Annotated in this window: 29 protein-coding genes and 2 pseudogenes; 20 read left to right on the top strand and 11 right to left on the bottom strand. The window is 63.8% G+C overall.

Annotation, left to right across the window (positions count from 1 at the left end; translation table 11 throughout):
• From EJC49_RS09565 to EJC49_RS09555, 3 genes and pseudogenes are all read left to right on the top strand, one after another.
• Positions 1-416, top strand: a pseudogene (locus tag EJC49_RS09565) (nitrogen fixation protein FixI); the annotation flags it as partial.
• Positions 413-556 (top strand): cbb3-type cytochrome oxidase assembly protein CcoS, encoded by a 144-nt coding sequence (gene ccoS / locus EJC49_RS09560; protein WP_126699655.1) that lies wholly within the window; start codon positions 413-415, stop codon positions 554-556. The pseudogene EJC49_RS09565 and the gene ccoS, both read left to right, overlap by 4 nt.
• A 67-nt stretch (positions 557-623) precedes the next feature.
• A complete protein-coding gene (locus EJC49_RS09555; RefSeq protein ID WP_126699653.1) occupies positions 624-842 on the top strand; it encodes a hypervirulence associated TUDOR domain-containing protein in 219 nt (72 codons plus the stop codon).
• 15 nt (positions 843-857) lie between these two features.
• On the opposite strand, the gene EJC49_RS09550 is transcribed toward EJC49_RS09555, so the two are convergent.
• Positions 858-1,559, bottom strand: coding sequence for a lytic transglycosylase domain-containing protein (locus EJC49_RS09550; protein ID WP_245453334.1), 702 nt, complete (start codon positions 1,557-1,559; stop codon positions 858-860).
• A gap of 327 nt (positions 1,560-1,886) precedes the next feature.
• Here EJC49_RS09550 and parE point away from each other — a divergent pair, with 327 nt between their 5' ends.
• The 3 genes from parE (at position 1,887) to EJC49_RS09535 (ending at position 5,109) form a co-directional block, all read left to right on the top strand.
• Positions 1,887-3,953, top strand: a complete 2,067-nt coding sequence (gene parE, locus EJC49_RS09545) for a DNA topoisomerase IV subunit B (RefSeq protein ID WP_126699651.1) — start codon at positions 1,887-1,889, stop codon at positions 3,951-3,953.
• An 89-nt stretch (positions 3,954-4,042) separates the two neighbouring features.
• Positions 4,043-4,783, top strand: coding sequence for an alpha/beta hydrolase (locus tag EJC49_RS09540; protein WP_126699665.1), 741 nt, complete (start codon positions 4,043-4,045; stop codon positions 4,781-4,783).
• 80 nt (positions 4,784-4,863) lie between these two features.
• Positions 4,864-5,109 carry a PepSY domain-containing protein gene (locus EJC49_RS09535; protein WP_126699648.1) on the top strand — a complete coding sequence of 82 codons (246 nt, stop codon included), beginning with the start codon at positions 4,864-4,866 and terminating at the stop codon, positions 5,107-5,109.
• Between the two features lie 157 nt (positions 5,110-5,266).
• Here the strand turns inward: EJC49_RS09535 and EJC49_RS09530 are convergent, their stop codons facing one another.
• Positions 5,267-6,409 carry a DUF2336 domain-containing protein gene (locus EJC49_RS09530; RefSeq protein WP_126699646.1) on the bottom strand — a complete coding sequence of 381 codons (1,143 nt, stop codon included), beginning with the start codon at positions 6,407-6,409 and terminating at the stop codon, positions 5,267-5,269.
• Between the two features lie 165 nt (positions 6,410-6,574).
• Here EJC49_RS09530 and EJC49_RS09525 point away from each other — a divergent pair, with 165 nt between their 5' ends.
• Both EJC49_RS09525 and EJC49_RS09520 read left to right on the top strand, forming a co-directional pair.
• Positions 6,575-7,027: a MaoC family dehydratase gene (locus EJC49_RS09525; protein WP_126699644.1), complete on the top strand. Its 453-nt coding sequence runs from the start codon at positions 6,575-6,577 to the stop codon at positions 7,025-7,027.
• Complete coding sequence (locus tag EJC49_RS09520; RefSeq protein ID WP_126699642.1) at positions 7,027-7,902, top strand: HpcH/HpaI aldolase/citrate lyase family protein; 876 nt, start codon at positions 7,027-7,029, stop codon at positions 7,900-7,902. The genes EJC49_RS09525 and EJC49_RS09520 overlap by 1 nt, the downstream gene beginning before the upstream one ends.
• Before the next feature lie 18 nt (positions 7,903-7,920).
• Here the strand turns inward: EJC49_RS09520 and EJC49_RS09515 are convergent, their stop codons facing one another.
• From EJC49_RS09515 to EJC49_RS09505, 3 genes are all read right to left on the bottom strand, one after another.
• Positions 7,921-8,217, bottom strand: coding sequence for an AzlD family protein (locus EJC49_RS09515; RefSeq protein ID WP_126699640.1), 297 nt, complete (start codon positions 8,215-8,217; stop codon positions 7,921-7,923).
• Positions 8,214-8,972, bottom strand: a complete 759-nt coding sequence (locus tag EJC49_RS09510; RefSeq protein ID WP_126699638.1) for an AzlC family ABC transporter permease — start codon at positions 8,970-8,972, stop codon at positions 8,214-8,216. Before EJC49_RS09510 ends, EJC49_RS09515 begins: the two co-directional genes overlap by 4 nt.
• 213 nt (positions 8,973-9,185) lie before the next feature.
• A complete protein-coding gene (locus tag EJC49_RS09505) occupies positions 9,186-9,539 on the bottom strand; it encodes a gamma-butyrobetaine hydroxylase family protein (protein WP_126699636.1) in 354 nt (117 codons plus the stop codon).
• Between the two features lie 167 nt (positions 9,540-9,706).
• Here EJC49_RS09505 and moaA point away from each other — a divergent pair, with 167 nt between their 5' ends.
• The 9 genes and pseudogenes from moaA to EJC49_RS09460 all read left to right on the top strand — a co-directional run bounded on the left by moaA (position 9,707) and on the right by EJC49_RS09460 (position 17,907).
• On the top strand, positions 9,707-10,732 hold the full coding sequence (gene moaA, locus EJC49_RS09500; protein ID WP_126699634.1) for a GTP 3',8-cyclase MoaA: 1,026 nt from the start codon (positions 9,707-9,709) through the stop codon (positions 10,730-10,732).
• 163 nt (positions 10,733-10,895) lie between these two features.
• Positions 10,896-11,816 carry a DMT family transporter gene (locus tag EJC49_RS09495; protein ID WP_126699632.1) on the top strand — a complete coding sequence of 307 codons (921 nt, stop codon included), beginning with the start codon at positions 10,896-10,898 and terminating at the stop codon, positions 11,814-11,816.
• 9 nt (positions 11,817-11,825) lie between these two features.
• Positions 11,826-13,073 carry a multidrug effflux MFS transporter gene (locus EJC49_RS09490; RefSeq protein ID WP_126699630.1) on the top strand — a complete coding sequence of 416 codons (1,248 nt, stop codon included), beginning with the start codon at positions 11,826-11,828 and terminating at the stop codon, positions 13,071-13,073.
• A gap of 90 nt (positions 13,074-13,163) precedes the next feature.
• Positions 13,164-13,679, top strand: coding sequence for a molybdopterin-guanine dinucleotide biosynthesis protein B (mobB, locus tag EJC49_RS09485; RefSeq protein ID WP_245453331.1), 516 nt, complete (start codon positions 13,164-13,166; stop codon positions 13,677-13,679).
• Between the two features lie 154 nt (positions 13,680-13,833).
• Positions 13,834-14,619 (top strand): ABC transporter substrate-binding protein, encoded by a 786-nt coding sequence (locus EJC49_RS09480; RefSeq protein WP_126699626.1) that lies wholly within the window; start codon positions 13,834-13,836, stop codon positions 14,617-14,619.
• A gap of 97 nt (positions 14,620-14,716) precedes the next feature.
• Positions 14,717-15,433 (top strand): ABC transporter permease, encoded by a 717-nt coding sequence (locus EJC49_RS09475; RefSeq protein ID WP_126699624.1) that lies wholly within the window; start codon positions 14,717-14,719, stop codon positions 15,431-15,433.
• Positions 15,430-16,257, top strand: a complete 828-nt coding sequence (locus EJC49_RS09470) for an ABC transporter permease (protein WP_126699622.1) — start codon at positions 15,430-15,432, stop codon at positions 16,255-16,257. Before EJC49_RS09475 ends, EJC49_RS09470 begins: the two co-directional genes overlap by 4 nt.
• Before the next feature lie 25 nt (positions 16,258-16,282).
• Positions 16,283-17,170: pseudogene (locus EJC49_RS09465) on the top strand (NAD(P)-dependent oxidoreductase); the annotation flags it as partial.
• A gap of 8 nt (positions 17,171-17,178) precedes the next feature.
• Entirely contained in the window at positions 17,179-17,907 is a 729-nt protein-coding gene (locus EJC49_RS09460; RefSeq protein ID WP_126699618.1) for a DNA alkylation repair protein, read from the top strand.
• A 75-nt stretch (positions 17,908-17,982) separates the two neighbouring features.
• Here the strand turns inward: EJC49_RS09460 and EJC49_RS09455 are convergent, their stop codons facing one another.
• From EJC49_RS09455 to EJC49_RS09445, 3 genes are all read right to left on the bottom strand, one after another.
• On the bottom strand, positions 17,983-18,477 hold the full coding sequence (locus tag EJC49_RS09455; protein WP_126699616.1) for an Lrp/AsnC family transcriptional regulator: 495 nt from the start codon (positions 18,475-18,477) through the stop codon (positions 17,983-17,985).
• A 98-nt stretch (positions 18,478-18,575) separates the two neighbouring features.
• Positions 18,576-19,205 carry a uracil-DNA glycosylase family protein gene (locus tag EJC49_RS09450; RefSeq protein WP_245453330.1) on the bottom strand — a complete coding sequence of 210 codons (630 nt, stop codon included), beginning with the start codon at positions 19,203-19,205 and terminating at the stop codon, positions 18,576-18,578.
• Between the two features lie 8 nt (positions 19,206-19,213).
• Entirely contained in the window at positions 19,214-19,825 is a 612-nt protein-coding gene (locus EJC49_RS09445; protein ID WP_126699614.1) for a glutathione S-transferase, read from the bottom strand.
• A 122-nt stretch (positions 19,826-19,947) separates the two neighbouring features.
• Here EJC49_RS09445 and EJC49_RS09440 point away from each other — a divergent pair, with 122 nt between their 5' ends.
• A complete protein-coding gene (locus EJC49_RS09440; protein ID WP_126699612.1) occupies positions 19,948-21,462 on the top strand; it encodes a sensor histidine kinase in 1,515 nt (504 codons plus the stop codon).
• A gap of 29 nt (positions 21,463-21,491) precedes the next feature.
• Here the strand turns inward: EJC49_RS09440 and EJC49_RS09435 are convergent, their stop codons facing one another.
• Entirely contained in the window at positions 21,492-22,481 is a 990-nt protein-coding gene (locus tag EJC49_RS09435) for a nicotinate-nucleotide--dimethylbenzimidazole phosphoribosyltransferase (RefSeq protein ID WP_126699610.1), read from the bottom strand.
• 170 nt (positions 22,482-22,651) lie between these two features.
• On the opposite strand from EJC49_RS09435, the gene EJC49_RS09430 reads away from it, so the two are divergent.
• Together EJC49_RS09430 and EJC49_RS09425 are read left to right on the top strand one after the other, a co-directional pair.
• Positions 22,652-22,891: a DUF1289 domain-containing protein gene (locus EJC49_RS09430; protein ID WP_126699661.1), complete on the top strand. Its 240-nt coding sequence runs from the start codon at positions 22,652-22,654 to the stop codon at positions 22,889-22,891.
• Positions 22,891-23,592, top strand: coding sequence for a TIGR02281 family clan AA aspartic protease (locus EJC49_RS09425; RefSeq protein WP_170314668.1), 702 nt, complete (start codon positions 22,891-22,893; stop codon positions 23,590-23,592). The genes EJC49_RS09430 and EJC49_RS09425 overlap by 1 nt, the downstream gene beginning before the upstream one ends.
• A gap of 5 nt (positions 23,593-23,597) precedes the next feature.
• Here the strand turns inward: EJC49_RS09425 and EJC49_RS09420 are convergent, their stop codons facing one another.
• Together EJC49_RS09420 and EJC49_RS09415 are read right to left on the bottom strand one after the other, a co-directional pair.
• Complete coding sequence (locus tag EJC49_RS09420; protein ID WP_126699606.1) at positions 23,598-24,431, bottom strand: sulfite exporter TauE/SafE family protein; 834 nt, start codon at positions 24,429-24,431, stop codon at positions 23,598-23,600.
• A gap of 165 nt (positions 24,432-24,596) precedes the next feature.
• Positions 24,597-26,504 carry a methyl-accepting chemotaxis protein gene (locus tag EJC49_RS09415; RefSeq protein ID WP_126699604.1) on the bottom strand — a complete coding sequence of 636 codons (1,908 nt, stop codon included), beginning with the start codon at positions 26,502-26,504 and terminating at the stop codon, positions 24,597-24,599.
• Positions 26,505-26,618 lie beyond the last annotated feature (114 nt).

Genomic DNA, 26,618 nt, shown 5'->3' with positions numbered 1-26,618 from the left:
CGGCCGAAGCCCGCAAGGTTCTCATGGTCGGCGACGGCCTCAACGATTCGCCCGCGCTGGCGGCCGCGCATGTCTCCATGGCGCCGTCGACGGCGGCCGACGTCGGCCGCAACGCCGCCGACTTCGTCTTCCTGCGCGACAGCCTCGGCTCGGTGCCCCACGCCTTGACCATGTCGCGCCGCGCTGGCGTCCTCATCCGCCAGAACCTGTGGCTCGCGGTGATCTACAACGCAATCGCGGTGCCGATCGCCATTCTCGGCCATGTCACGCCGCTGGTGGCGGCGATCGCGATGTCGGCATCCTCCATCCTCGTCATCGCCAACGCGATGCGGTTGAACGGCGGATCGTCGCGCCCTGCCCTTCGCGCCGGCCGGGGCGCGGCCGTCGAAGCCCCGCTTTCCGCGAGACCCGCATGACCAGCCTGTCCTATCTCATCCCCATCGCGCTCTTCCTCGGCGGGCTCGGTCTCGCCGGCTTCCTTTGGAGCATCCGCAGCGGCCAGTACGAGGACATGGACGGCGCCGCCGAACGGATCCTGCACGACGACGAGACGTGACGTCACCGACGGCGCGGGAACGTTCCGGTTTTTGGAAACTTGTTGCTGGAAATCGGCAGGAGCCAACATGAACCGATACGAAAAAGGCACCCGCGTCTCATGGCGCTGGGGTGCCCACACGGCCAATGGCCACGTCACCACCATCTTCGAACAGGACGTCACCCGCACCATCGAGGGCACGCAGGTGACGCGGCATGCCTCGCCAGCGGAGCCGGCCTACATGATCGAGCAGGACGACGGCGCGCGCGTTCTGAAACGTCACTCGGAGCTCAGCCGCGTCGCGTGACGGACAGGGCGGCCCTCAGCCCGGCCGGCGCTTGCGCACGGTGTCGCGGCCAAGACCGGTCTCGGTCAGCAGGCCGGCCCGTTTGGCGTCGTAGTAATAGCCGCGCTGGTAGAGCCGGATCGCATGGTCCTTGTCGCCGCCGGCCACCATGTAGGCGCCGCGCAAATAGCGCACCGCAAATCGCAGGTTCGTCTCGGCGTCGAGCAGCCCCTCGGGCTCGCCTTCATAGCCCATGCCCTTCGCCGTGGCGTGGCGGATCTGCATGAGACCCCAGTTGCCCCGGCTGTGGGCGGTGGGCCGGTAGTTGCTCTCCCGCCGCACCACCCGGTGCACCAGGTCCTGCGGCACGTCATAGACGTCGGCATAGTGGGAAATCAGACGGTCGAGCTTCGCGCGCTGGTCCGACGGCTGGTCGCCGGAAGGCGCCAATGCAATCTCGGCCGCGGGCTTGCTCGGCTTGATGGCGACGAAGGCCGTTGCCGCCGTCTCCCCTTCGGCCTCTGCGGGGGCTTCAGCCACGGCTTCGGGCGCATCGGCCGCGCTTTTCACCGCGTCGGTCGCGGCCCTGGCCGCATCGCTCACCACCCGCGCGGCATCGGTCGCCACGGAGGCGAGCGTGGCTTCCGGCGCAGGGTCCGCCGAAGGCTCCTCCGGGACGTCTGCCGCCTGCGGTGGCGCCTGCACCGGCGCCAGCGTCAGGAGATCACTGGCGCTCACCCCGGATGTCGAACAGCCCGACAGGGCGGTCGCAGCCAGGAAACAGGCGCCAAGTGCGGCTAGTCGCGATGGCGTCATCGCTCATCAAACCTCATGTTCTCGTCCCACAGGCCTGCTTAGCCGACGGGGGCGCGGCCGACAAGCATGGGCCGGTCGACCTTCTCGAGCCCCGATGACACCCCTTGGGGCGGGACCGGTTGGCGGATTGTCGACACAATGACATGAATTGTCGGGGACAAGAAGAGGAACGGAACGGGAACCGATATCCTCGGCGGCCTGGTTCGTGGCAGTCTTGTATGTGATTCGCTGACCGGATATCTGCACAGCATGGACGACAGCACAGACCTCTTCGCCGCGCTCGATCGGGCGCAGCCGCAGGACAAGATGGCCATCGAACGCCGATCGACCGCGCCGCGGACGACCGCCGCGCGCCAGCAGACGACGGCGCCGAAGGATGCGAGCGACAATTACAGCGCCGCCGACATCGAGGTGCTGGAGGGGCTCGAGCCCGTCCGGCGCCGTCCGGGCATGTATATCGGCGGCACCGACGACAAGGCGATGCATCACCTCTTCGCCGAGGTGATCGACAACGCCATGGACGAGGCGGTGGCCGGCCATGCCACCTTCATCGACGTGGAACTCGGCGTCGACGGCTACATCACCGTCACCGACAATGGTCGCGGCATTCCCGTCGACGCGCATCCGAAGTTCAAGGACAAGTCCGCGCTCGAGGTCATCATGACCACGCTGCATTCGGGCGGCAAGTTCGACTCCAAGGTCTACGAGACCTCGGGCGGCCTGCACGGCGTCGGCGTGTCGGTCGTCAATGCGCTGTCGGACGATCTCGAGGTCGAGGTCGCGCGCGGGCGAAAGCTCTACCGCCAGCGTTTTTCCCGCGGCGTGCCGCAGGACGGCCTCGAATTCCTCGGCGACGTGCAGAACCGGCGCGGGACGCGCGTACGCTTCCATGCCGACGAGCAGATTTTCGGCGAGGGCGCCAGGTTCGAGCCCGCGCGGCTCTACCGCATGGCCCGGTCGAAGGCCTATCTCTTCGGCGGCGTCGAGATCCGCTGGTCCTGCGCGCCGGAGCTCATCCCCGCCAAGGATCCGACGCCCGACAAGGCGGTGTTCCACTTCCCCGGCGGCCTGAAGGACTATCTGCAGGCTTCGCTCGGCGACGATTTCCAGGTCACGCGTGAAATCTTCGCCGGCAAGACCGAAAAGACCGGCGGCCATGGCGCATTGGAGTGGGCGGTCACCTGGTTCGGCGGCGACGGCTTCGTCAATTCCTACTGCAACACCATCCCGACGCCCGAGGGCGGCACGCACGAGGCGGGCTTCCGCGGCGTGCTGACGCGCGGCCTTCGCGCCTATGCCGAACTCGCCAACAACAAGCGCGGCGCCATCATCACGTCGGAAGACGTGATGATCTCGGCCGCCGGCATGCTGTCGGTCTTCATCCGCGAGCCCGAATTCGTCGGCCAGACCAAGGACCGTCTCGCCACCATCGAGGCGCAGCGCATCGTCGAGAACGCGATCCGCGATCCCTTCGACCATTGGCTCGCCGCCAATCCGCAGGAAGCCTCCAAGCTGCTCGAATGGGTGATCGCACGCGCCGACGATCGCGTTCGCCGCCGCCAGGAAAAGGAAGTCTCGCGCAAGAGCGCGGTGCGCAAGCTGCGCCTGCCGGGCAAGCTCGCCGACTGTTCGCAGAACGCGGCGGCCGGTGCGGAAATCTTCATCGTCGAGGGCGACTCGGCCGGCGGCTCGGCCAAGCAGGCACGCGACCGCGCCAGCCAGGCCGTGCTGCCGCTGCGCGGCAAGATTCTCAACGTCGCTTCCGCCGGTTCCGACAAGCTCAATGCCAACCAGCAGATCTCGGACCTCGTCCAGGCGCTCGGCTGCGGCACCCGCTCGCGCTACCGCGACGACGACCTGCGCTACGACCGCGTGATCATCATGACCGACGCCGACGTCGACGGCGCGCACATCGCCTCGTTGCTGATCACCTTCTTCTACCAGGAAATGCCGGACCTGATCCGGGGCGGACATCTGTATCTCGCCGTGCCGCCGCTCTACCGCCTCAGCCAGGGCGGCAAGGTCGCCTATGCGCGCGACGACGCCCACAAGGACGAATTGCTGCGCAGCTTCTTCACCGGCAAGGGCAAGGTCGAGATCGGCCGCTTCAAGGGCCTTGGCGAGATGATGGCCGCGCAATTGAAGGAAACCACCATGGACAAGAAGAAGCGAACGCTGCTTCGCGTCGAGGTGATCGACGACGCTGCCGCCACCAAGTCGATGGTCGATGCGCTGATGGGCACCAAGCCCGAGGCCCGCTTCCGCTTCATCCAGGACCGCGCGGAGTTCGCGCACACGGAAGAACTGGACATCTGAAGGAGGTCGGTTTGCCCTCCGGCATCGGCAAGTCGTTGCTGACCATCCTGCTGATTGCCGCGGCCTGCTACGCCATCCTCGTCGCCGTCATGTACACCTCGCAGCGCAGCCTGCTCTTTCCCGGCGCTGCACTGGGCAAGGGCGCGCCGCCGGCCGCGCCGGCCTGGGGCCGATCGGTCCTCATCGACACGCCCGACGGGGAGACGCTGCACGCGCTGCATTCCCCAGCGGAGGACGACCGGCCGACCGTCCTGTTCTTCCTCGGCAACGCCGACAACGTCGACCACTACCGTTTCCTGTCCGACGCCCTCGCCCGGCGCGGCGTCGGACTGCTCGCGCTTTCCTATCGCGGTTATGGCGGATCGACGGGCCGACCGGGCGAAGCCGGCCTCCTCGTCGACGGACTGGCGGCATATGACTGGCTGGCGGCGTCCGGCCAGGTTCGGGTGGTGCTGCTCGGCCAGTCGCTCGGCAGTGCGGTCGCGGTTCATGTCGCGGCCGAACGGCCCGCGCGCGGCGTGATCCTCGTTTCCGCCTTCGATTCCGCGCTGGCGCTCGCGCGATCCTTCTATCCGTTCCTCCCGGTCGGCCCGCTGATCCGCGATCCGTTCCGCTCCGATCTTAGGATCGCCAAGGCGGTGCAACCCAAGCTCTTCATCCACGGCGATCGCGACGGCGTGATCCCCGTCCGTTTCGGCGAGGCGCTTTTCGAACGCGCGCCGGAGCCAAAAACGTTTCGGCTCTATGCGGGGTATGGCCACAACGACCTCTGGTCGTCCGCCCTCGTCGAGGACATCCTTGCCTTCGCGGACCAGACCGCCGGAGACTGACGCCCGATCGGTTTCGTCGATGGAACCGGCGCGCAGGGGCGACGTTGGGCGTCAGCCCCATCGTGAAAGAAGGATCCTTCATGCGCCAGATGCTGATCGCCCTCGCCGCCACCGCCGGCTTCACCGCAGCCGCCTTCGCCCAGCCTCCGCGGGACGCTAGGCCGCTGTCGGAAATCCTGGCCACGATCGAGGCGAGCGGCGACGTCGCCTATTTCGACGAGGTGGAGTGGGACAGCGACGGCTATTGGGAGATCGAATATTATCGCGCCGACGGCGGCAAGGTGAAGATCGACGTCGATCCGGTCTCCGGCGAGACGCGTCGATAGGAGCCTGTCGCGTCGGGAGGGCGTCGCGCACAATCCGGTTCATCCGGACATTGCGGTGCGGCACGAGATCGAAGGTTTCGTCGATCGGCGCTCTGTGAGCGACGCACGACGGAATCAATCGCTCTGTGAGCGACGCACGTTGCGAAGCGCTGCGTTGTCAGGCCGCCTGGATCGCCAGGGCATGGCCACGGGCATTGTCCCGCAGGGCTTCGAGATGGATCACCTTCAGGAGTGCCGACAGTTCGCCCTTCTCGTCGGTCGCAGCGCCCGCTCTCACCGCCTCGTCGAGGTCGCGCAGCATCAGGAAGGTCACTTCCTGCGTGCCCGCCACGCGGCGGCCATTGGCGACGTCGCGCCAGATCAGCAGCGCCCGCAGGATCACGCGGCCGGCAGCCTGCGGGATGCGGGCGGACCGGAACAGCGCCGTCAGGGCAACGTCGCGGCCTGACGCCAGCAGCGCGCGGACCCTGCTCTGTTCCAGCCCCGACAGCGCCACCAGCACCGCCCCGAAGAAGTCGATCCGGCCATGAGCCACGACGCGCACCAGAAAGCCGGTCGTCAGTTCGCCGCGCAGGCGCAGATGCTCCACCAGAGCGGCATGCTCGTCCACGCCGGTGTGTTCGATCAGCGTCAGCGACGCCTTCATGCAGGCTTCGCGCAGCATCCGGTCGGCGCGCGACTGGCTCATCAGCGCCCGCACCAGCGGCGATTGGCGCAAGGCCTCGCCGACCTTGTGCAGCAGCATGTGGCGGATGTCGCAGGGCAGGCGCCGGTCGGCGATCAGGGCTTCGCGCATGTCGGCCTCATGACCGAGCCGTTCGGCCATGCGACGCAGGCTGATCGTGGCGATGTCGGCGCCCGAATTGCCCAGCAGCGCGGCGCAGGCCGGCACGCAGGCCACTTCGGCGATGGCGGCCGAAAGCCCCATCGAAACACGTGCCCGCGTCGCGATCAGCACCTGCGCATCATCCTCGCCGGCCGCCATGTGCTCGATCAGGTCATGGTCGGCGAGCAGCGGCGACAGCGCCAGAATCGGTGCGGCGACCTCCGGCTGGTCGGCGGCAAGCGCGGCCACGATCTGCTGCGGCGCGCGGGCCGAGAGCGAGAAGGGCTCGGCCATCGCCAGCCGCACCTTGGGCGACGGATCGTCGAGCAGCATGGTCAGCGCCGCCTCTGCGGCGCAGCGGTCCTCGAAATCCATGTCCGAGACGATGTAGGCGCGGGCGAGCGCATTTGCGGCCGCGGCCCGCTCCGCCACCCTTGCCGTCGCGACCCATCGGATGAAGTGCTCTACGATCATGACGCCCCGCACGCTTTGCTGTGACGGACCCTAGCGGCAAGTGGTTTACGAACGGTTCACCATGTCCGTTAGCCGGTCGCTAACCACACTGCCGGCTTGCGGCGCCGCGCCGGCGCTTCTATCAACGGGCTGGTCCGGAGGGCGGATCGCAGTCGGGAGGACATCGTGGCCGGGCTTTATCTCGAGGACTTCCAGCCGGGGATGGTGATCCGGCACGCGCTGACCAAGACGGTCACCGAAAGCGACAACATGCTGTTTTCGGTCATGACGCTCAATCCGCAGCCGCTGCACATCGACTTCGATTTCGCCGCGAAGAGCGAATGGGGCAAGCCGCTGGTCAACTCGCTGTTCACGCTCGGGCTGATGATCGGCATCTCGGTGCACGACACCACGCTCGGCACCACCGTCGGCAATCTCGGCATGACCGACACGACGTTCCCGCATCCGCTCTTCCACGGCGACACCGTGCGGGCCGAGACGGAGGTGATCTCCGTGCGCGAATCGAAGTCGAAGCCCGACCGCGGGGTGGCCGAGGTCGAGCACCGTGCTTACAATCAGCATGGCGTGCTCGTCGCCCGCTGCATTCGTCAGGCGATGATGCTGAAAAGGCCGACCTGATGCGCTCGCTGCTGTTCGTGCCCGGCGATTCGGAGCGGAAACTGGAGAAGGGCCTCGGCTCCGGCGCCGACGTGTTGATCATCGACCTGGAAGACTCCGTTGCGCCGGCCCGCAAGGCCACGGCTCGATCTATGGCCGCTGAGTTCCTGTCGGCCCGTGCGGGCCATGCCAGTCCCAAGCTCTATGTGCGCGTCAACGACTTTTCGACCGGGCTGATCGACGAAGACCTGGCAGCCTTCGTGAAGGTTTCGCCTCAAGGAATCATGCTGCCGAAGGCCGCCGGAGGGGCGGATGTCGAGCGGCTGTCGGCCAAGCTTCGGGTGCATGAGGCGGAAGCCGGGCTGGACGAGGGCGCAATTCGCATTCTTCCGATTATCACAGAGACGGCTGCCGGCCTTTTCGCCGCCGGCAGCTACACGAGCGCCCTGCCCCGGCTTGCCGGCATCACCTGGGGCGCAGAGGACCTGTCGGCCGATGTCGGGGCAAGGGCTACACGCGACGATGCCGGTCATTTTACGGACGTGTTTCGCCTCGCGCGCGCCATGACCGTGCTGGCTGCGGCAAGGGCGGAGACGGCGGCGATCGACACCGTCTACGTCGATTTCAGGAACATGGGAGCGTTGCGGCGCGAGTGCCTGGACGCGGAGCGCGATGGGTTCACTGGCAAGATGGCGATCCACCCGGCGCAGGTTCCGATCATCAATGAAGCGTTCACGCCGTCGTCCGAAGCAATTGCAGAGGCGTGCGCGATCATTTCTGCCTTCGCCGACGCCGGGGATGTCGGCGTGGTTGGCATTGATGGCAAAATGTACGACCGCCCGCATCTTCGGCGCGCCGAAAGGCTGCTCGCGCGGGTCGTCGTCGCCAACGGGTGATGCTGTGCCGGAACTCAGTCAGCCGAGCAGATAGCGGCCGACGATCAATACCAGCCCGCCGCCGAGGAAGACCGGGAACATGCCGCCCCAAAGGCCGATGAGCGCGGCAGCGACCAGAGCCAGTGCCTCGGCCGTCGACGCGTTCATGGCGGCGGGCGCGATCAGGGTGGTGAATACCGCCGCAGGTACCGCATTGAGTCCGGCCTCCACACGCGGATGGATCCTGCTGAACCTCGAGAGTACGAGATGGCCACCTGCGCGCGTCAGATAGGTCATCAGTGCTGCGGCCAGCACGATCCAGGCGATCTCGCTCATGTCGGATCTCCCGTAATACCCTTTCTAGAGGCGGCATCTGTGCGTGCAGCGGCGTTCACCGGCATGAAGGCGGCGAGAAGGATTCCTGCGGTAGCCCCGATCGACACGTGCCAGGGCGATCCAACCCATGAATGCGCGACCATGGCGGCTGCGCCACTGGCGATGACGACCGGAAGCCAGAGCGGCCGCTTGCGGAAGCCCATCAGCATTCCGACAAAGTAGATCGGCAAGAGGTAGTCCAGACCGAGCGCGTGGGTATCGGGGATCAACCGTCCGAACAGCGCCCCCAGCCAAGTATTGAGGACCCAGAGTCCATACATTGGCAGGGCGAGGCCCATGTACCAGACAAAGCCGATCGTCTCCCCGGCTTCGACCTTGCGCTCGCTTTCAGCGAATTGGGGATCGGCCAGAAAGAAAAACGCGAATGCCTTCCGAGGCACAGACCAATGAGCGGTCCTGCGACCGAACGCAGCCGAATAGAGCACGTGCCGAAAATTCACGGCAAAGACGGAGAGCACGATCATCCAGGCAGGAATCGACTTGCCGAACAATTCGATGCCCACCATCTGGCTTGCGCCAGCAAAGACCGTGGCGCTCATCAGCACCGCCTCGCCAACAGTGAATCCAGTCTGCACTGCAAGAGCGCCAAACAGGACACCGAAAGGCGCGGACGCGACGATCACCGGAATGCCCCTCCGTGTCCCGCGCCAGAATTCCGACGCGAAAGCTTTGCGTGTGGACGTGGCGACGGACAACCGAACCTCCTCAGGACGGCCGGTGTATAGGTCAGCCCCCCTGCCCTGTCAGTTCAATTCGCTTGAGCCAGTAGATGTTCGTCGGTGAACCTTAAGAGGCAGAAGCGTCGCCGCGGACGCTTTGAAAGCGTCGCGTCGACCGAACTCGCACTCTGGCGGCAGCGCCGTTCCTCGCAACAGGGCGAATTGGGTGGAAAGAACTTCGTGCATGCCTTATCTGTCGCGGGTCAGCCCCTTCGTCTCCAGTTCCGCCAGATAGGCTGCCCATCGCTGTGTCTTTTCCTCGCCAAGCTGGCGCAGGTAGGACCAAGTGAAAATGCCGGTGTCATGCATGTCGTCAAATGTGATGCGCACGGCGTAGTTGCCGACTGGTTCCATCTTCAGGATCGTGACGTCACGCTTGCCAGGTACGGTCACGCGCTGCTCTGGCGAGTGCCCCTGCACCTCGGCCGAAGGCGAGGTGACGCGCAGGTACTCCGCATCGAGCGCTATCGGATCGCGCCCAGCGAAGGCGACAGAGAGCATGCGGCGATCCTTCGATACGCGCAATTCGATAGGAGCTGTCATGGTCCGGTGTCCTGCGGCAGATTCGAGCAGGCCCAACCTAGTCGCGTTGCATTGCCGGGACTACAGCAGCAATGCTAGTTTCATGTCGATGACTTGACGATGGCATTCTCGGGCACGACATTCGACGGGAAGCACCGCGACGAGACGGAGCGGACAGGAAATACGACATGGATATCGCTCACGGCAGCCGGCATGAGGCAGAGATGATCGACCCGTTCGGGAGGTCGATCGAATATCTTCGTGTCTCAGTCACCGATCGCTGCGACTTCCGCTGTACGTATTGCATGGCTGAAGACATGACGTTCCTGCCCAAGAAGGACCTCCTGTCGCTCGAGGAACTCGATCGCCTTTGCACCGCCTTTGTCGAAAAAGGCGTGCGCAAGCTCCGGCTGACCGGCGGCGAACCGCTCGTGCGTAAGAACGTCATGCATCTCGTGCGCCAGCTTTCGCGTCATCTCGACAGCGGCGCGCTGAAGGAATTGACACTCACAACCAACGGCTCGCAGCTTTCGCGTTTTGCGGCCGAACTCGCCGATTGCGGCGTCAGGCGCATCAATGTTTCGATCGACACGCTCGACCCCGGGAAGTTCCGCACGATCACGCGATGGGGCGACCTCTCCCGCGTTCTGGAAGGCCTAGAAGCCGCCCAGGCGGCAGGCATTGCGATCAAGATCAACGCTGTCGCGCTCAAAGGCTTCAACGACGAGGAAATTCCTGATCTGCTGCGTTGGGCTAACGGCCGCGGCATGGACCTGACCGTTATCGAAACAATGCCCATGGGCGAGATCGACGCCGACCGCACCGACCAGTACATGCCCCTTTCCCTCCTCCGCGCACGGCTGGAGCAACAGTTCACCCTAAATGATATCCCCTATCGCACGGGCGGCCCAGCCCGCTATGTCCAGGTCGCCGAGACCGGCGGCCGTCTCGGTTTCATAACGCCGATGACGCACAATTTCTGCGAGAGTTGCAACCGCGTCCGGCTCACATGCACCGGAACTCTCTATATGTGCCTGGGCCAAGAGGACGCCGCCGACCTGCGTGCCCCGCTCCGCGCCTCAGAGGGCAATGATCTCTTGTCACAGGCCATCGACGAGGCGATCGGGCGCAAGCCGAAGGGCCACGACTTCGTCATCGACCGTCGCACCAACCGCCCCTCTGTTCCCCGTCATATGAGCGTGACTGGCGGCTGACTGGGTCGAGGCTGGCCTGCTGACGGGCGGTTCGCCAAACGGAATGTCGACATCTTGCACGCTGGTGGGGAAACAGGTGCGCATCGCCGCAACTGGCCCAGTCGTTTCAGGTTGCCACGATGCGTTTCGGTGCTACATCCGGTCGAAAACAACCGGAAACGTCTTGGCTCTTTCCCACAATCTTCGCGGCGCGCTGTTCATGGCCATCTCGATGGCCGGCTTCACCATGAACGATGCCCTGGCCAAAGCCGTGACCGATTCGCTCACAATGGCGCAGATCATGTTCATCCGAGGCGGCTTCGCCACCATTTTGGTAGGTGTAATCGCCTGGCACCGCGGGGCGCTGAGGATGCCGGCGGGTGTTTTCGACAGGATGGTCGCGCTGCGTGTGAGCGGTGAAGTCTTTGCAACCCTGTGCTTCCTCACTGCGCTTGCCCATCTGCCACTTGCCAACGTCTCAGCGATTCTGCAGGCCCTGCCGCTAGGGGTGACGATGGGTGCAGCGCTTTTTTTCTCGGAGCCGGTGGGCTGGCGACGTTGGCTGGCAATCGGGGCCGGCCTTTCAGGTGTTCTCATTATCGTGCGGCCGGGACTCGAGGGGTTCAGCACCTACTCGCTTTATGCGCTCGGTTGCGTGTTTTTCTGCGTCATTCGTGACCTCGCGACCAAGCGCGTCAGCAAAGCCATCCCCTCGCTCTTCATCACCACGGCCACGGCCGCCGCCGTCACCGCAACCGGCGGCGTGCTGATCGTTCCCTATGGCGGCTGGCAGCCGGTCGGCGGCAACGAGGTCCTGCTTCTTCTCCTGGCCGCCGTGCTCGTCGTCATCGGCTATCAGTTCATCATCATGGCGATGCGTGTCGGCGACATCTCCTATGTCGCGCCCTTCCGCTACACGGCGCTCCTGTGGGCTATCCTGTTGGGCTATTTGGTGTTCGGCAATGTGCCCGACATGGCCATGACGATCGGTGCCCTCGTCGTGATCGCGTCGGGACTCTACACGCTCTACCGAGAACAGATCGTCGGCCGTACGCGTCCGGTCACCAGCAGCACGGCGCCTGGCATGGCGCCGGACGGATTGTGAGAGCCGGCAATGACCACATCCGCTGATCCCTCGGCGCGGGCGCTACGGCCGCGCTCGCCGCATATCCTCACGCTGGTGATCGCGACCGCTTCAAGCGCTCTCGCCATGAACGTGTTCCTTCCCTCTCTCCCTTCCATTGCGCGTGATCTGTCGACGGATTACGCCGTGGTTCAGTTGATGGTGTCGATCTACCTGTTTGCGACGGCCGGGTTGCAACTTCTCATCGGACCGGCTTCCGATCTGTACGGGCGACGCCCTGTCCTGCTTGGCTGCCTGGGAATCTTCGTCATCAGCAGTCTTATGTCGGTCTTCGTTCAGTCCATCGAGATGCTCTTGGTCCTGCGCTTTTTTCAGGCCTTCGCCGCCGGCGGCATGGTGATCTCGCGGGCCGTGGTTCGCGACACCGTCGACAGTGACAAGTCCGCTAGCCGCATCGGCTACATCACCATGGGCATGGCGCTGGTACCGATGGTGGCACCGGCCTTCGGAGGCCTGCTCGACGAGTTCTATGGCTGGCGGGCGACATTCGTCCTCACCCTGGTTTACGGCCTCGTCGCCATGCTGGTTGTCTATCTCGATCTCAATGAAACCAATCGGACGCCAATGGCCAGTCTTGGTGCCCAGTTCAAGGTTTATCCGGAGCTGATCGCCTCGCGCCGCTTCTGGTCCTACACATTAACTGCCGCCTTTACAGCGGGCGCGTTCTTTGCCTTTCTTGGCGGCGGTCCCTATGTCGCAAGTGAAATGCTCGGCATCGGGCCTTCGACCTACGGATTCTACTTCGTTCTCGTTTCGATCGGCTACATGGCGGGCAACTTCCTGACAGCTCGATTCTCGACCCGCATTGGCCGCAACAAACTGATGATCGCCGGCAACATCGCCGCTTCGCTCGGCGGTATGCTAGGCATCGCCCTTTTCGCCCTCGGCTTCGACCACCCCGTCAGCCTTTTCCTGCCGACCGGCCTCGTCGGTGTCGGAAACGGGATGTCATTGCCTACCGCCTATGCCGGGATCGTCAGCGTACGCCCCAAGCTTGCGGGATCGGCATCCGGACTTGGTGGCGCAATCCAGATGGGCGGCGGCGCGGTATTGTCGGTTCTGGCCGGCGCGATGCTCTCCGTCGAGAGCGGCCCCTACCCGCTGTTCGCCGTCATGGTTGGATCGTCTGTCCTTGCAATCTGCGCCACGCTCTACGGCATGCATGTCGATCGCGTCGCCGGCCCGCTTGACGGAGACGGGAAGCCGGGAGCCGGCTGAGCGCCCGACGGGGCTTTTAGGTCGTCGTTTGCAATGATAACCGGGGCTCGCAACCGCCTTCCGGCCCGGCAATCCAGCGAGAGCAGACACGTGACCACGCAGCAGCACCGCATCTTCGGCATCACCGGGTGGAAGAACTCCGGCAAGACGACGCTTACCGAGCGGCTCGTCGCCGAGTTTCGCCGCCGCGGCAAGCGGGTCGCGACGGTCAAGCACGCGCATCACGATTTCGACATCGATCGCGAAGGTACCGATACCTTTCGCCACCGCGCGGCCGGCGCAGGCGAGGTCGCGATCGTGTCCGGCCGCCGCTGGGCGCTTATGCACGAACACGACGGCGCCCTCGAACCGACGCTGGATGATATGATCGCGAAGCTTTCGCCCTGCGATCTGGTCCTAGTTGAAGGCTACAAGACGGAAAACCACAGCAAGATCGAGGTGCGGAGAGTGGACGCGCGCGAGACGAAGCCACTCGCCGGCTCGATCCCCAATGTGGTGGCGATCGCGGCCGACCATCCCGTCGTCGGCGGCCACCTGCCCGCCTTCGGGTTAGACGATGTCCACGGCATCGCCGATTTCATTGCCGCGTTGACCGGACTGGACTGATCGGCCTGAAACATTGGCGCGGCGCACGTGCTTTGCGGTTGCGTTTCGCTCGAAAACAGTGGGAGTATCGTTTCAGGCTGGGTCTGAACGCCGGTCGCCCTGGGAGCACGGCGGAACTTCGCCAACCAGGGACAAGAATAATATGAGGAGAACCATGAAAACCACGACGCGTCTCGCGCTTGCGCTTTCGGCCGCAGCTTTAGTCTTAACAGTCGGCGCCTCCCACGCGCAGGACCGAATGAAGATCAGGATCGGTACCGAGGGTGCGTATCCACCCTTCAACAACCTGACATCTGCGGGCCAACTCGAAGGCTTCGATATCGACATCGCCCGTGCGCTTTGCGAAGAGATGAATGCCGAATGCGAGTTCATCACGCAGGATTGGGACGGCATCATTCCGGCGCTCCAGGCAGGCAAGTTCGACGCCATCATCGCTTCCATGTCGATCACGCCGGAACGTTCAGAGCAGGTCGACTTTTCCAAGAAGTACTACAACACCCCGCCCGCGATCGCGGCGCCGAAAGACACCGACATCACTGGCGTGACCAAAGAAGCCCTCGCCGGCAAGACCGTTGGTGCGCAGGGCGCGACCACGCATTTCAACTTCTCGGAAGCTACCTACACGGACAGCGACATACGCGCCTATCCGACCGCGCAGGAGTATCAGCTCGACCTGGCCAATGGCCGCCTCGACGCCGTCAACGATGACGTGGTGGTGCTGTCTGAATGGTTGGCCACGCCCGACGGCGAGTGCTGCAAGATTGTCGGCACGATCACGCCTGTGGAAGAGATCCACGGCCCGGGCGCCGGGATCGCTGTCCGCAAGGGCGAGACCGAACTGGCCGACAGGTTCAGCCAGGCGATCGACGCGATCCGCGCCAACGGCAAGTACCAGGCCATCAACGAGAAGTACTTCGACTTCGACGTCTATGGCGGCTGACGCACAGCCTGCCTTTTCTCTAATGCCCGGCGGCGGCACGTTCCGTCGCCGGTGCGCTCGTTCGACCTGGACGTTGCGAACAGACGGTTCCTGACCGATGCAGAGCGTCTGGACACTGCTCAGTTGGGGACCGGACGGCTGGCTTGACGAGATTGCTTCCGGCGTCAAGGTCACGATACTTCTGGCGCTCGCGACGCTTCCGTTCGGTCTGCTCGCGGGATTCTTCGTTGCGCTGGCAAAGCGCTCCGAAGAACGGACCCTGCGGCTGGCCGGCAGTATCTACACAACCATTTTCCGCGGGCTTCCCGAACTGCTGACGCTCTTCGTCGTCTTTTACGGCGCCCAGATTGGCATCCAGCAGATCGTGCGCTTCTTCAGTCCGACCGCCACCGTCGAGATCAACAGCTTCGTGGCAGGCATGATCGCGCTCGGCGCGGTCTTCTCGTCCTACGCGAGCGAAGTCTTCCTCTCCGCATTCAAGGCGATACCCCAGGGGCAGTACGAAGGCGGGTACTCGGTCGGCCTGACGAAAGGCCAAACCATGCGCCTGGTCATCCTTCCGCAACTGGTTCGCGTCGCGCTGCCCGGCCTGTCGAATCTCTGGCTGATCCTGCTCAAAGATACCGCGCTGGTGTCGGCCATCGGACTTTCCGACATCCTGCGCCAGAGCGGTATCGCCGCGCGTGTCACCAAGGAGGCCTTCCTGTTCTTTGGTCTCGCCTGCCTGATCTATCTCGCCCTCGCCATCATCTCCTCCTTCGGCATCGGCGCGATCGAGCGCCGGGTCGGGCAGAAGAAGGGCCCCGCACGATGAGCGAGATCGCACCGGCCTCGGTCGTCGAGAAGCCGCCCGCGCCGCCACGCCCCTGGACCGGGGAGCGGATCGCGGGTGCCGTCCTGCTAGGCCTGTGGCTGCTCTGCGGCATCGGCCTCGTCGCCTACCTCGTGGCTGCGTGGAAGCCCGAGCTTTTTCAACGATATCTGCCCTACTATCTCTCGGGGCTCGGCGTGACGCTGACGCTGGTGGGCCTCTCGATCGTCTTCGGGGCCTTGCTGTCCGTGCCGATTGCCTGGATGCGCCTGTCCCAGAACCGGGTCCTGGGCGGTCTCGCCTATGTCTACGTCTATTTCTTTCGCGGCACCCCGCTGATCGCGCAGACCTTCCTCATCTACTACGGTCTCGGCTCGTTCCGACCGGAATTGCAGGCGCTCGGCCTGTGGACCTTCTTTCGCGAGGCGTGGTACTGCGCCATACTCGCCTTCACGCTCAACACCGCCGCCTACCAGGCCGAGATCCTGCGCGGCGCGATCGAGAGCGTTTCGCGCGGTCAGTGGGAAGCAGCCTCGGCGCTCGGCCTTTCGAAGCTGCAGACCCTGTGGAAGATAGTCCTCCCTCAGGCAATGATCGTGGCGCTGCGGCCCTATGGCAACGAGATCATCCTGATGATCAAGGGCTCGGCAATCGTCGCAATCATCACCGTCTACGACCTGATGGGCGAAACGCGCCGTGCCTATTCCCGCACCTTCGATTTCCAGACCTACATATGGGCGGCGATCATCTACCTTGCGATCGTCGAGCTGTTGCGCAACATCGTCGACTGGATCGAGAGGCGGATCACGGTGCACCTGAAGCGCTGATTCCGCCTCCCAACGTAAACATGAAAAATTGCAGGAGAAAACGATGGCGAACATCGCATTTCTGGGGCTGGGCGTGATGGGCTATCCCATGGCGGCGCACCTAAAGCACAAGGGCGGCCATGCCGTCACGGTCTACAACCGCACGGCCGCCAAGGCCGCGAATTGGGTCGAGCAGCATGGCGGGGCGATGGCATCGACACCGGCCGAGGCGGCCAAGGACAAGGACTTCGTATTCTGCTGCGTCGGCAATGACGACGACCTTCGCTCCGTGACGATCGGTCAGGACGGCGCATTCTCGGCCATGAAGAAAGGGGCGGTATTCATCGACAACACGACCGCTTCGGCCGAGGTTGCCCGCGAACTCGATGCCGCGGCCCGCGCGGCCGGCTTCGGCTTCATCGACGCGCCCGTGTCTGGCGGTCAGGCAGGCGCGGAAAATGGCGTGCTCACGGTCATGTGTGGCGGCGATGCAGCAACGTTCGAGACGGCCCGTCCGGTCATCGAGGCCTATGCACGCATGGTCGGCCTCATGGGGCCGGCCGGCAGCGGTCAGTTGACCAAGATGGTGAACCAGATCTGCATCGCCGGTCTCGTCCAGGGACTTGCCGAAGGCATCCATTTCGGCATGAAGGCCGGGCTCGACATGGACAAGGTTATCGATGTCATTTCCAAGGGGGCGGCCGGTTCGTGGCAGATGGAAAACCGGCACAAGACGATGATCGCCGGCAAGTACGATTTCGGTTTCGCGGTCGACTGGATGCGCAAGGATCTTGGCATCGTCCTCGACGAGAGCGACCGCAACGGCGCGAAACTGCCTGTCACTGCACTCGTCGACCAGTTCTACAAGGACGTCCAGTCGATGGGCGGCAGGCGCTGGGACACGTCCTCGCTGCTCGCCCGCCTCGGCAATTAGGCCATCGCGTGCCGGCGCCCTCGCCCAACTGGGTCGTCGACGAAATCATCGACCATCTTCGCGCACTTGGCAGCGACGAGAACCGCGCCGGCATGGCGCGGTTCGGCATCGTCACCGACCGCTCCCTCGGGGTCCGCAACACCGCACTGCGTTCACTCGCCCGCGCGCTGAAACGCGATCACGAGCGGGCGCTTGCACTTTGGGAAACCGGCTGGCGCGAGGCGCGGCTGCTTGCCGTCTTCACAGACGACCCAAAACAGGTGACGGCGGAACAAGTACGCCGTTGGGCGGACGGGTTCGACTCTTGGGAGATCGTCGACAGCGCCTCTACCCTCTTCGTAGAGGCCGGTCACTTCGATCTGGTCCCCGCGTTCGCCGCCGACGAACGCGAGTTCGTCCTACGCGCGGCCTTCGCCATGATGGCCGGGGCCGCCGTTCACCGAAAAAACGAACCCGATGCGACCTTCATCGAATGGCTTGTTCTGATCGAACGCCATGCAAATGATCCGCGAAACTTCGTCCGCAAAGCCGTGAACTGGGCCCTGCGCCAAATCGGCAAGCGATCCACGAGCCTTCACGCGGCAGCGCTCGCGTCCTCGCGACGGCTTGCCGAAAGCTCCGACCGTACCGCCCGCTGGATCGGGAATGATGCTATTCGGGAGTTGACCGCTGCAAGGACGCTGGCACGGATAGAGGTAAGGCAGGCCGAAAAAGGGTCGAGGAAGATCAGACGTTGAGCTTCAACTGCTTCCCTGTGGTTTCATACCGCCGAAAGCGATCAAGCCTTGCGGCTCACTTTATGTTGAGCGATATCAGCCCGCCGCACTGGCATTGCCGTCTTTCTCAAGCACCATGTAATCGAGTGGGAGCTGGGTGGTGTACTTGATCTGCTCCATGGCAAAGGCCGAGGACACGTCACGAATCTCGATTTTGGCGATAAGCTTTTTGTAGAACGCGTCATAGGCTGCGATGTCCGGAACCACCACACGGATCAGGTAGTCGACGTCGCCGCTCATGCGGTAGAACTCGACGACTTCGGGAAACTCCTGCACCACTTCCGAGAATCGCTTCAGCCATTCGAGGCTGTGTGCGCTCGTACGGATCGAGATGAATACGTTTACCCGCGTATTGACCTTTTCCGGATTGAGAACCGCCACGCGGCGTTGAATGACGCCCTCCTCCTCCAGCTTCTGGATCCGACGCCAGCAGGGGGTGGTCGACAGACCGACCTTCTTGGCGATGTCCGCAACGGCGAGCGTAGCGTCCTCCTGCATGAGACGCAGGATTTTCTTGTCGAGGCGGTCCATGGAAGCTGGCTCCGGAATGGTTTTGCGGAATCTACCCGCCTCCCTACAGCTTGCAAGAAACATTTTCTCTCGACACGCCGCAAGCAGCTGGAACCATCCTAACCTGACTGATGAACACGCATGGCGATTTCACGTCGCAGCACTGGCAGCAATTCGGCTTCGAACCAGGGATGGCGCTTCAGCCATCCGGAATTGCGCCATGACGGATGCGGAAGTGGTAAGTGGCGTGGCTTGCCAGGCGCAGCAAGGACATCACGCCAGCCGGCGACGGTGTCGGTTAGCGACGCTTTGCGCGACGCGCCGAGATGCCAGGCCTGCGCGTATTGTCCGATCGTCACCACCAACTCGACCTGCGGCATGGCCGCCAACAGCGTCGAGCGCCAGACCTGCGCGCACTCGTTCCTCGGTGGTAGATCAGACCCCTTGGAATCATAGCCCGGAAAGCAGAACCCCATCGGCACGATGGCGAAGTTCGCGGGATCGTAGAACGTCTCGCGCGTAACGCCCAGCCACTCGCGCAGTCGGTCGCCGGAGCGGTCGTTGAAGGGAATGCCCGTCTCGTGCACACGCAGGCCCGGCGCCTGCCCCGCGATCAGGATGCGCGCCATTTTCCACGCGACGACGACCGGCCGCGGTTCGTGCGGCAACGGCATGCCGCCGGGCGCATCGCGACAGATCCGGCAAGCGCGGATCCTGGAAACGAGGCTCTCGAGATCCGTTTCGATCAAGGGACTGTTCAGGCGCCAGCGCTGGGTCGCGTGGACACGGCAGCGTACCAGCGCTTCACGTTGACCAGATCCTCCGGCAAGGCGATGCGAGCGGGCTTCATGAAGTCGACCCCAATCATTCCGGTAATATCCGCGACCGAGTAGCTGTCGCCGGCCACAAATTCCCGGTCGGCGAGAACCCTGTCGAGGATTGCCAGGAAATCAATCGCCCTTGGTTTGTTGGCCTCGCCCCATTCGGCGATCTGCGGCACTTCCCATTCCTTCATTGCGGGGTGGATGTGGCGAAAGGCGTTCCCGACGGGCAACAAGAAGTTCAGCTCCATGCGCCGCTGCCACATCTCGACCTGAGCCCGTCCAAGCGCCCCGACACCGAACAGGGCCGGTTCGGGGTGCAGTTCCTCGAAGTATCGGCAGATCGCGACGGATTCCGTCAGGATCGTACCATCGTCAAGTTCGAGCACTGGTAACCGTTGCAGGGGGTTTCGGCGCGTTATCTCGGGATCGCGGTGCCCGAGCGAAGTCATGTCGACCGGCACGAGCGGGACCTCGATGCCTTTCTCGGCCAGAAAAATGCGCACGCGGCGCGGATTTGGGGCCTTGCCCCCGTCGAACAGCCTCACGATCGGCCTCCCGTATCTTGTCGACCCGCCACTTCGGGCGAGAGGACCGCCGGAATGGTCTCTTAACAATTCGAAAGTAATTTTCCATACGAACCTGTCGCTCCAACATCAACCTGGCCCGGATGGCTCCCAGACGCTCGACCTCGGCGGACAAGAATATCGTGGACCGTACGAAGCCGCGCCGCAACCCGGACGTGGCGCGGACTGTTCGCGAGGCGCGCGATCGTTTGGCGCAGCAGCCAGGCAATCCCGTGTTCGACCGCGAGATGCTGAGACTGCATGCGCGCGCGCTAACGGGCAGTGCCGTGGTCGTTCCGCTGTTTGCAATTGCGGTCGCCCTTGCTGGTCTCTTTGCTGGCATGGGGGTGGTGGTCGTGCTCTGGGCGATGACCTCGGCTGCCATCTACGCGGCGCTTGCAGCCTTCGCACAATATGTCGGACGGGCGGGTCCGGACGAGCAGACACCGGTCCGCATCAGCTTCCTGATGCTGCACGGTGCAACGGGCTTTGCGTGGGCGTGGTTTTCCGGCCTCGGATGCGAGGCCTGTCAGATCGAACAGTTTCCCATCATCAAGGCCGTGATTCTGCTGCTTGCAATCGCCGCGACCGCAATTCTTGCCTATGCGCTGCGGGGCGCGCTTCTGGCAACCTTCGCCGTGCCGGTAATGGTGTACCTCTATCTCGCGTTCGAAAACGGCGAGCCCGTCCAGATCGTGATGGGCGGCCTACTGGCGATGTCACTCCCGTTCTTCGCTTATGTGTCCTCGCATCTGAACCGCTCGACCGTGATGCTGCTCTCCTTCCGCACCGAGAAGGACGGGCTGATCGCAGAACTCGAGACGGCGAACGCGATCTCTGATGAGGCTCGCCGCCGTGCGGAAGAGGCCAACCTCGCCAAATCGCGTTTCCTCGCATCGATGAGCCACGAGTTGCGAACGCCCCTGAATGCCATTCTGGGATTTTCTGAGGTGATGGCCGACGAGGTTCTGGGACCGATGGAGAACGCAACCTACAGGGAATATGCTCGTGACATCCACGATTCTGGCGAGCATCTCCTCGACTTGATCAACGAAATCCTCGACATTTCCCGTATCGAGGCCGGGCGCTACCAGATCAATCCGGAACCTGTGATCCTCTGCGACATCGTGGAAGAGTGCTGCCATCTCGTGGCGCTAAAGGCGCGCAACAAGGACATCCACGTCATTCAGGATTTCGAGCCGGAGTTACCGCAGTTGCTGGCCGACGAGCGTGCCGTGCGCCAGATCACACTCAACCTCCTTTCCAACGCACTCAAATTCGCACCGACCGGAGGTACCGTCCGGGTGCGCGTCGGCTGGACGGCCGGAGGCGGTCAGTACATCTCGGTCAAGGACAACGGACCCGGCATACCGGCCGACGAAATCCCGGTTGTCCTGTCGGCGTTTGGCCAGGGATCGATCGCCATCAAGAGCGCCGAGCAGGGTACCGGCCTTGGCCTGCCGATCGTGCAGGGCCTGCTCGAGCTCCACGGTGGCAAGTTCGATCTCCGGTCGAAGCTGCGCGAAGGCACGGAGGTTTTCGCAATCTTCCCGGCATCGAGAGTGCTCGGGACCAACCGCAGCGCCGAAGCGCCCATTCAACTCGCCGCCGCGAGTTGAATGGGCGCTTCACTCTTCTGGCGGACCCGTTATTGCTCCAGGATGATCAGCGGCTGCACGTTCGCCAGGCAAAGTGCAGCTGCCCGAACCGTGCTGACGGCCAGCGCTGCCGCTGCCCCTTCCGGAAGGTCGACGTCAAGCGTGAGAACCGTCGGCAGACCAAGCTGTCGTGCTGCTTTCGCTAGCGCCGCGTCCACCGGCATCGTGGCGAGCCGGCAGTGATCGAGAGCCGCCGGATTTGCTGCCTGAAGCAAGCGCGCGGCCGCAATCGCCTGGTCGCCGTCGAGCAGAACCGGAATCTTCTGCGCGCGCGCAGCCAGGATCGCACCGGCGATCGCTGCCATTTCCCGCCCGCCGAGACGCCGCAGGACCTCGAGCGGATCCGATAGATGCCCGCGATGGGTGGCCAGCGCTTGATCCACCAGAGCGGCACGCTGCGTGGCGGCTCCATCGGAGCCGATCGCCCAGTCGACGCCCGAACCACCACAAATGGCCGCGAAAACCGCAGCTGCGGCGATCTCTCCACCGACGCCCACCGACCCGACGCAGAGCAGGTCCATTCCGCCGGCCGTCGCTTCCATTCCAAAAGCCATGGTTGCCGCGCAACCCTTCTCGTCCATCGCCGCTTCCGCACCGATGTCGCCCGTCGGCATGTCGATCGCGAGATCGTAGACCTTGAAGCCCACGTCACTCGCCACACAGATCTGGTTCACGGGCCTGCCGCCGGCGGCGCAGTGCTCGACGATTGCGGCCGTTGTCGAAACCGGTTGCACCATCGCCCCATGCGGCGCGACGCCGTGATTGCCGGCAAAGACGGCCAGCTGCGGTCGGTTCACGGTCGGGGGCGTCCGGCCGCTCCACTCGGCGAGCCAGACGGCAAGTGCGCCAAGCAGTCCGAGCCGGTCGGCCGGCGCGATGCGCTCGATCCGCCGCCGCGCCGCCGCGCCCGCAGCCTCATCAGGTCCCGGGAGCTTCGTCAGCAGCGATCGGTAGTCATCGAAGGGCAATCCGGTCGTCATGGCATCATCCATTGCAGGGGCTCACCCGTGTGCGGGGCCGATCATCGGCGGGAATAGACCGATGCGACAGCCGCGACAACGGTTACGATCTTGTCATGAAGACGCAGAGCTCTTTCCCTTGCGTACAGGGCTGTTTCCCACCATGTGAAAACATCCTCGAAGGGCAAGACATGAACGCAATCGAATCTCCCTGCATCCTGGTCTGCTCGATGGACATCAAAACCGGATACTGTTTCGGATGCGGTCGCACGCAAGGGGAAATCGGCACATGGATTGCCATGGCGCCATCGGAACGCAGGGCGATCATGGCCGAACTCCCCGCTCGGCTTGAAACCGTCGAACGTCGCCCGCGCCGCGAAACGCGCCGGGCGCGCATGGCTCGCGAGGGCGGAATGACGGAGCCAGATTGATGCGGCTTTTCTGGATCACCATGCTCGTGTTGGCCGGCGGGCTCGTGCTGCTGGTTGTCAACCACGATGCCGGCACGGTGATGGGCGTCGGCCATGACTCCTTTGCCAGCATGATCCAGCTTGGCGCACTTGCGCTGGTTGTCGGCGCGGGCGTGGTCTTCTCGCGAACCTCTTGGGGACACGGTGCCAAGATGATCGGAGGCTGGCTCTTGGTCTTCCTCGTGTTCATCGGCGGCTATCAATACCGCTACGAACTTCAGGACGTCGCCAACCGCGTCACCGTCGGCTTGGTGCCTGGAAGTCCGCTTTCGATGTCGTTTTCCGGTGATGACGCGGTGGTGCGGCTCGACATGCTGGCGAATGGCCATTTTGGCGCTCGGGCTTTGGTCGACGGCGTTTCAGTCGATTTCATCGTCGACACCGGGGCCACATCGACCGTGCTTTCGGCGGAGGACGCAAGGCGCGTCGGCATAGACCCGTCGACACTCGACTATGGTGTGCCCATTTCAACAGCCAACGGCGTGACGCGTGCAGCGCGCGCAACCGTCGACATGATCGGCGTCGGCTCGATCGAACGTCGCCGTCTGCCGGTTCTTGTCGCAGCACCCGGTACCCTCGGCCAGAGTCTGCTCGGCATGAATTTCATCGGCACCCTCTCAGGGTTCGATGTTCGTCGCGACGTCATGATCCTGCGCGACTGAGTGTTTCAGCCGTAGAGGCTCCAGAAGAACCTGCCGGAGACCAAAAGAAGGAACGTGCCGAAGGCGGTTTCTAGGTGCCGCTTCTTCATCGCATGCGCGATCCGCACCCCGAAAGGCGTGACCAGAAGGGTGATCGGCAGAATCAGAGCGACAGCAATCCAATTGACGTAACCGGTCGACGCTATTGGCAACCGCGCATCACCCCAGCCTGCCCAGATGTAGCCAATCGTTCCCGGAATCGCGATCAGCACGCCGACCCCAGCCGACGTGGCAACCGCCTGGTGCATGGGTCGGCCGAACAACGACATGAAGGTGTTGTTCATGACGCCGCCACCAATTCCCATCAAGGTTGAAAGCAGCCCGATGACGAACCCGATCGCCGCGCGCCAGGGATTGCCAGGAATCTCGCTTCCCAGCCGCCATGAGCCGCGATTGAACGCGAGCCGCAGGCCGACAGCAAGCGCGATCAGCGCGAAGATCAGCCGCAGCCCTTCGCTGGAAATCGAGGCGGCGATCAACGTGGCCACCAGAACCCCGAGCGGCACCGGCACCAGAAAGTTTCGCAGAAGTTCCATGTCGACCACGCCGCGGGCGTGGTGGCCTTGGAAAGAGCGTAGCGATGTCGGTACGATGATGGCGAGAGAGGAGCCGACGGCGACGTGCATGCGCACGCCCTCGTCGACGCCGAGCGCGGTCATCACCTGGTAGAAGACGGGGACGAGCACCGCGCCGCCGCCAATTCCGAACACGCCCGCAAGGACGCCGGAGACAGCGCCCGCAAAGGCTACACCGGCCGCGAACGTCGCGATCTCGGTTATCGGCATCTCGATCGGCAACATGCGGGCCCTCTCGACCCGTTCGCTACCGGTTCAGGCCATGGAAGTAAATCACGCCCACGTCGACCCGCGGCGGCGAACGGAGCAACTTGCCTTCACGGGCGCAAGAAAATGCCCGGGCGAATGGTCCGGTCTTGGTCGATCGTTGCTTTCGTCAGTTTCCTGAAGTCAGAATTCTTCCCACCCGTCAGGCTCCTGAGTGACCTGGAGCTTGCGGGCGGCGTTGCCCTCGGACGTGTAGGAGACGCTGACCGCTGGCTTGGTCGCGCGCGGAGCGAAGGCGCCGGCGCCGCTGGATGCTTGGCCCGAAATCCGGAAGCGGCCCACCAGCGCGGCAAGTTGCTCTGCCTCGCGGGCGAGTTGATGACTCGCCGCCGTCGTCTGCTCCACCATGGCCGCGTTCTGTTGCGTTACCTTATCCATCTGGTCGACGGTCGTGTTGATCTCGGCGATGCCGGTTGCCTGTTCGCGAGCCGAGGAGGCGATATCCGAGACGATGCCGTTGACCTTGCGGACCTGTTCGGCGATGCGCGTCAGCGCCGCGCCGGTCTCGCCGACGTAATCCACTCCCCGATTGACCTGATCGGTCGAGCTGGAGATCAGGGACTTGATTTCCTTGGCCGCTTCGGCCGAACGCTGCGCAAGAGCACGCACCTCCTGTGCAACCACCGCAAAGCCTCGGCCGGCTTCCCCTGCGCGCGCCGCTTCGACACCGGCATTGAGCGCCAGAAGGTTGGTCTGGAAGGCAATCTCGTCGATCACGCCAATGATCTGACCGATCGAGCCGGAGGATTTCTCGATGCCGCTCATCGCGTCGATGGCCTGGCGAACGACCTCGCCGCCGCGATCGACCTCGCTGTTGGCACTGCGGACGGAATCATTAGCATCCTGTGCGCCCGCCGACGTGCGGTTGACGGTATCGGTGATCTCGCCGATGGCGGCAGCCGCCTCTTCGAGGCCGCTCGCCTGTTGTTGCGTGCGAAGTGACAGATCGTCGGCTGCTCGCGATATCTCGCCCGAACTGCTGCGGATCGCGGCCACGGACGACAGGATTGCGGCGATTGTTTCCGACAGGGATCCGACCGTCGCGTTGAAATCGTGGCGAAGCTTTTCGTAGGACGTCGGAAAGGCATGTTCGAGCCGAACGGTGAAGTCGCCGCGAGAGAGGCTGGAGAGTCCGTCGGCGATGGAGGAGACGACCTGCGTTTGCGCTTGTTCGGCATCGGCTCGCAATTGCTCATTGCGCTGTCGTTCCGCTTCCAGCGCCTCGCGCTGGTCGGCGGCCTGAAGCTCGGCCTGTCGTGCCACGACGGCCTTGTGGAATGCCTGGAGGGCATGGTTCATCTTGCCAATCTCGTCGCTGCGCTCGACGCTCGGCGGCTGCGCCGACAAATCGCCTTTCGACAGGCGCTCCAGCACTCCGGTCACGTCCTGAAGGGGCTTCACCACCTGTCGGCGCGAGATCAACGTAAGGGCGCCGCACAAGAGAACTCCGAGCGCTAAAAGACCGAGCATTGTGTACTGTCCGAGCGATGCGCCCGCGAGCGCGGCCTCCGCCTCACGGCTCGCGGCCGCCTGAATCTTCGCGTAGGCCTCGCTCATGGCATCTTCGAGCGTGTCGAACTGGGCCTTGAATGCCGGATACATTTCCTGAGCTCCAAAGTTGGAGCGCCCGGTTTCCTCGATGATCCTGGCTGCGAGTTCCTGATAGGCCTTGAGCGGCTCTGCAACCTGATCGAGCGCCGCGATGGCCTCCGCGTCGGTTGCCATGCCCCGGGCGGCGTTGATCGAATCGGTGAAACTGGCTGAATGCTCGACGAACTCCTCCCTGATCTGCTTGGCATCGAACCCAATGCTGATCGACGCCGCCTGGATGGCGGAAACGACGTCGCCGCGAAGGGCATCATGCATCATGTCGGCCTGCATGTGATGGCGCAGCACTTCGGCGGACTGGAGCGCGCCGTTCAGTTCGTTGCCGAGATTCCTCGCGACATAGAGGCCCGTTCCGGCCGTCAAGACGCATACAAGTCCGGACAGAGCAACGCCGCCCGTGATCTTCATATTCAGCGATGCCATCGATTCCCCTCGAGAGCCCAAAGTAATTTGCTCCGTCGCTCTAAGGTTGCCGATTTTCCTTAACGACTGGTTTTTCTTCGCGCAGATCGCGTCTCCCGATCGGCTATTCTCAAC

The organism is Aquibium carbonis, from assembly GCF_003970795.1.
Lineage (GTDB): Bacteria > Pseudomonadota > Alphaproteobacteria > Rhizobiales > Rhizobiaceae > Aquibium > Aquibium carbonis.
This window is presented reverse-complemented; position numbering and strand designations above follow the sequence as displayed.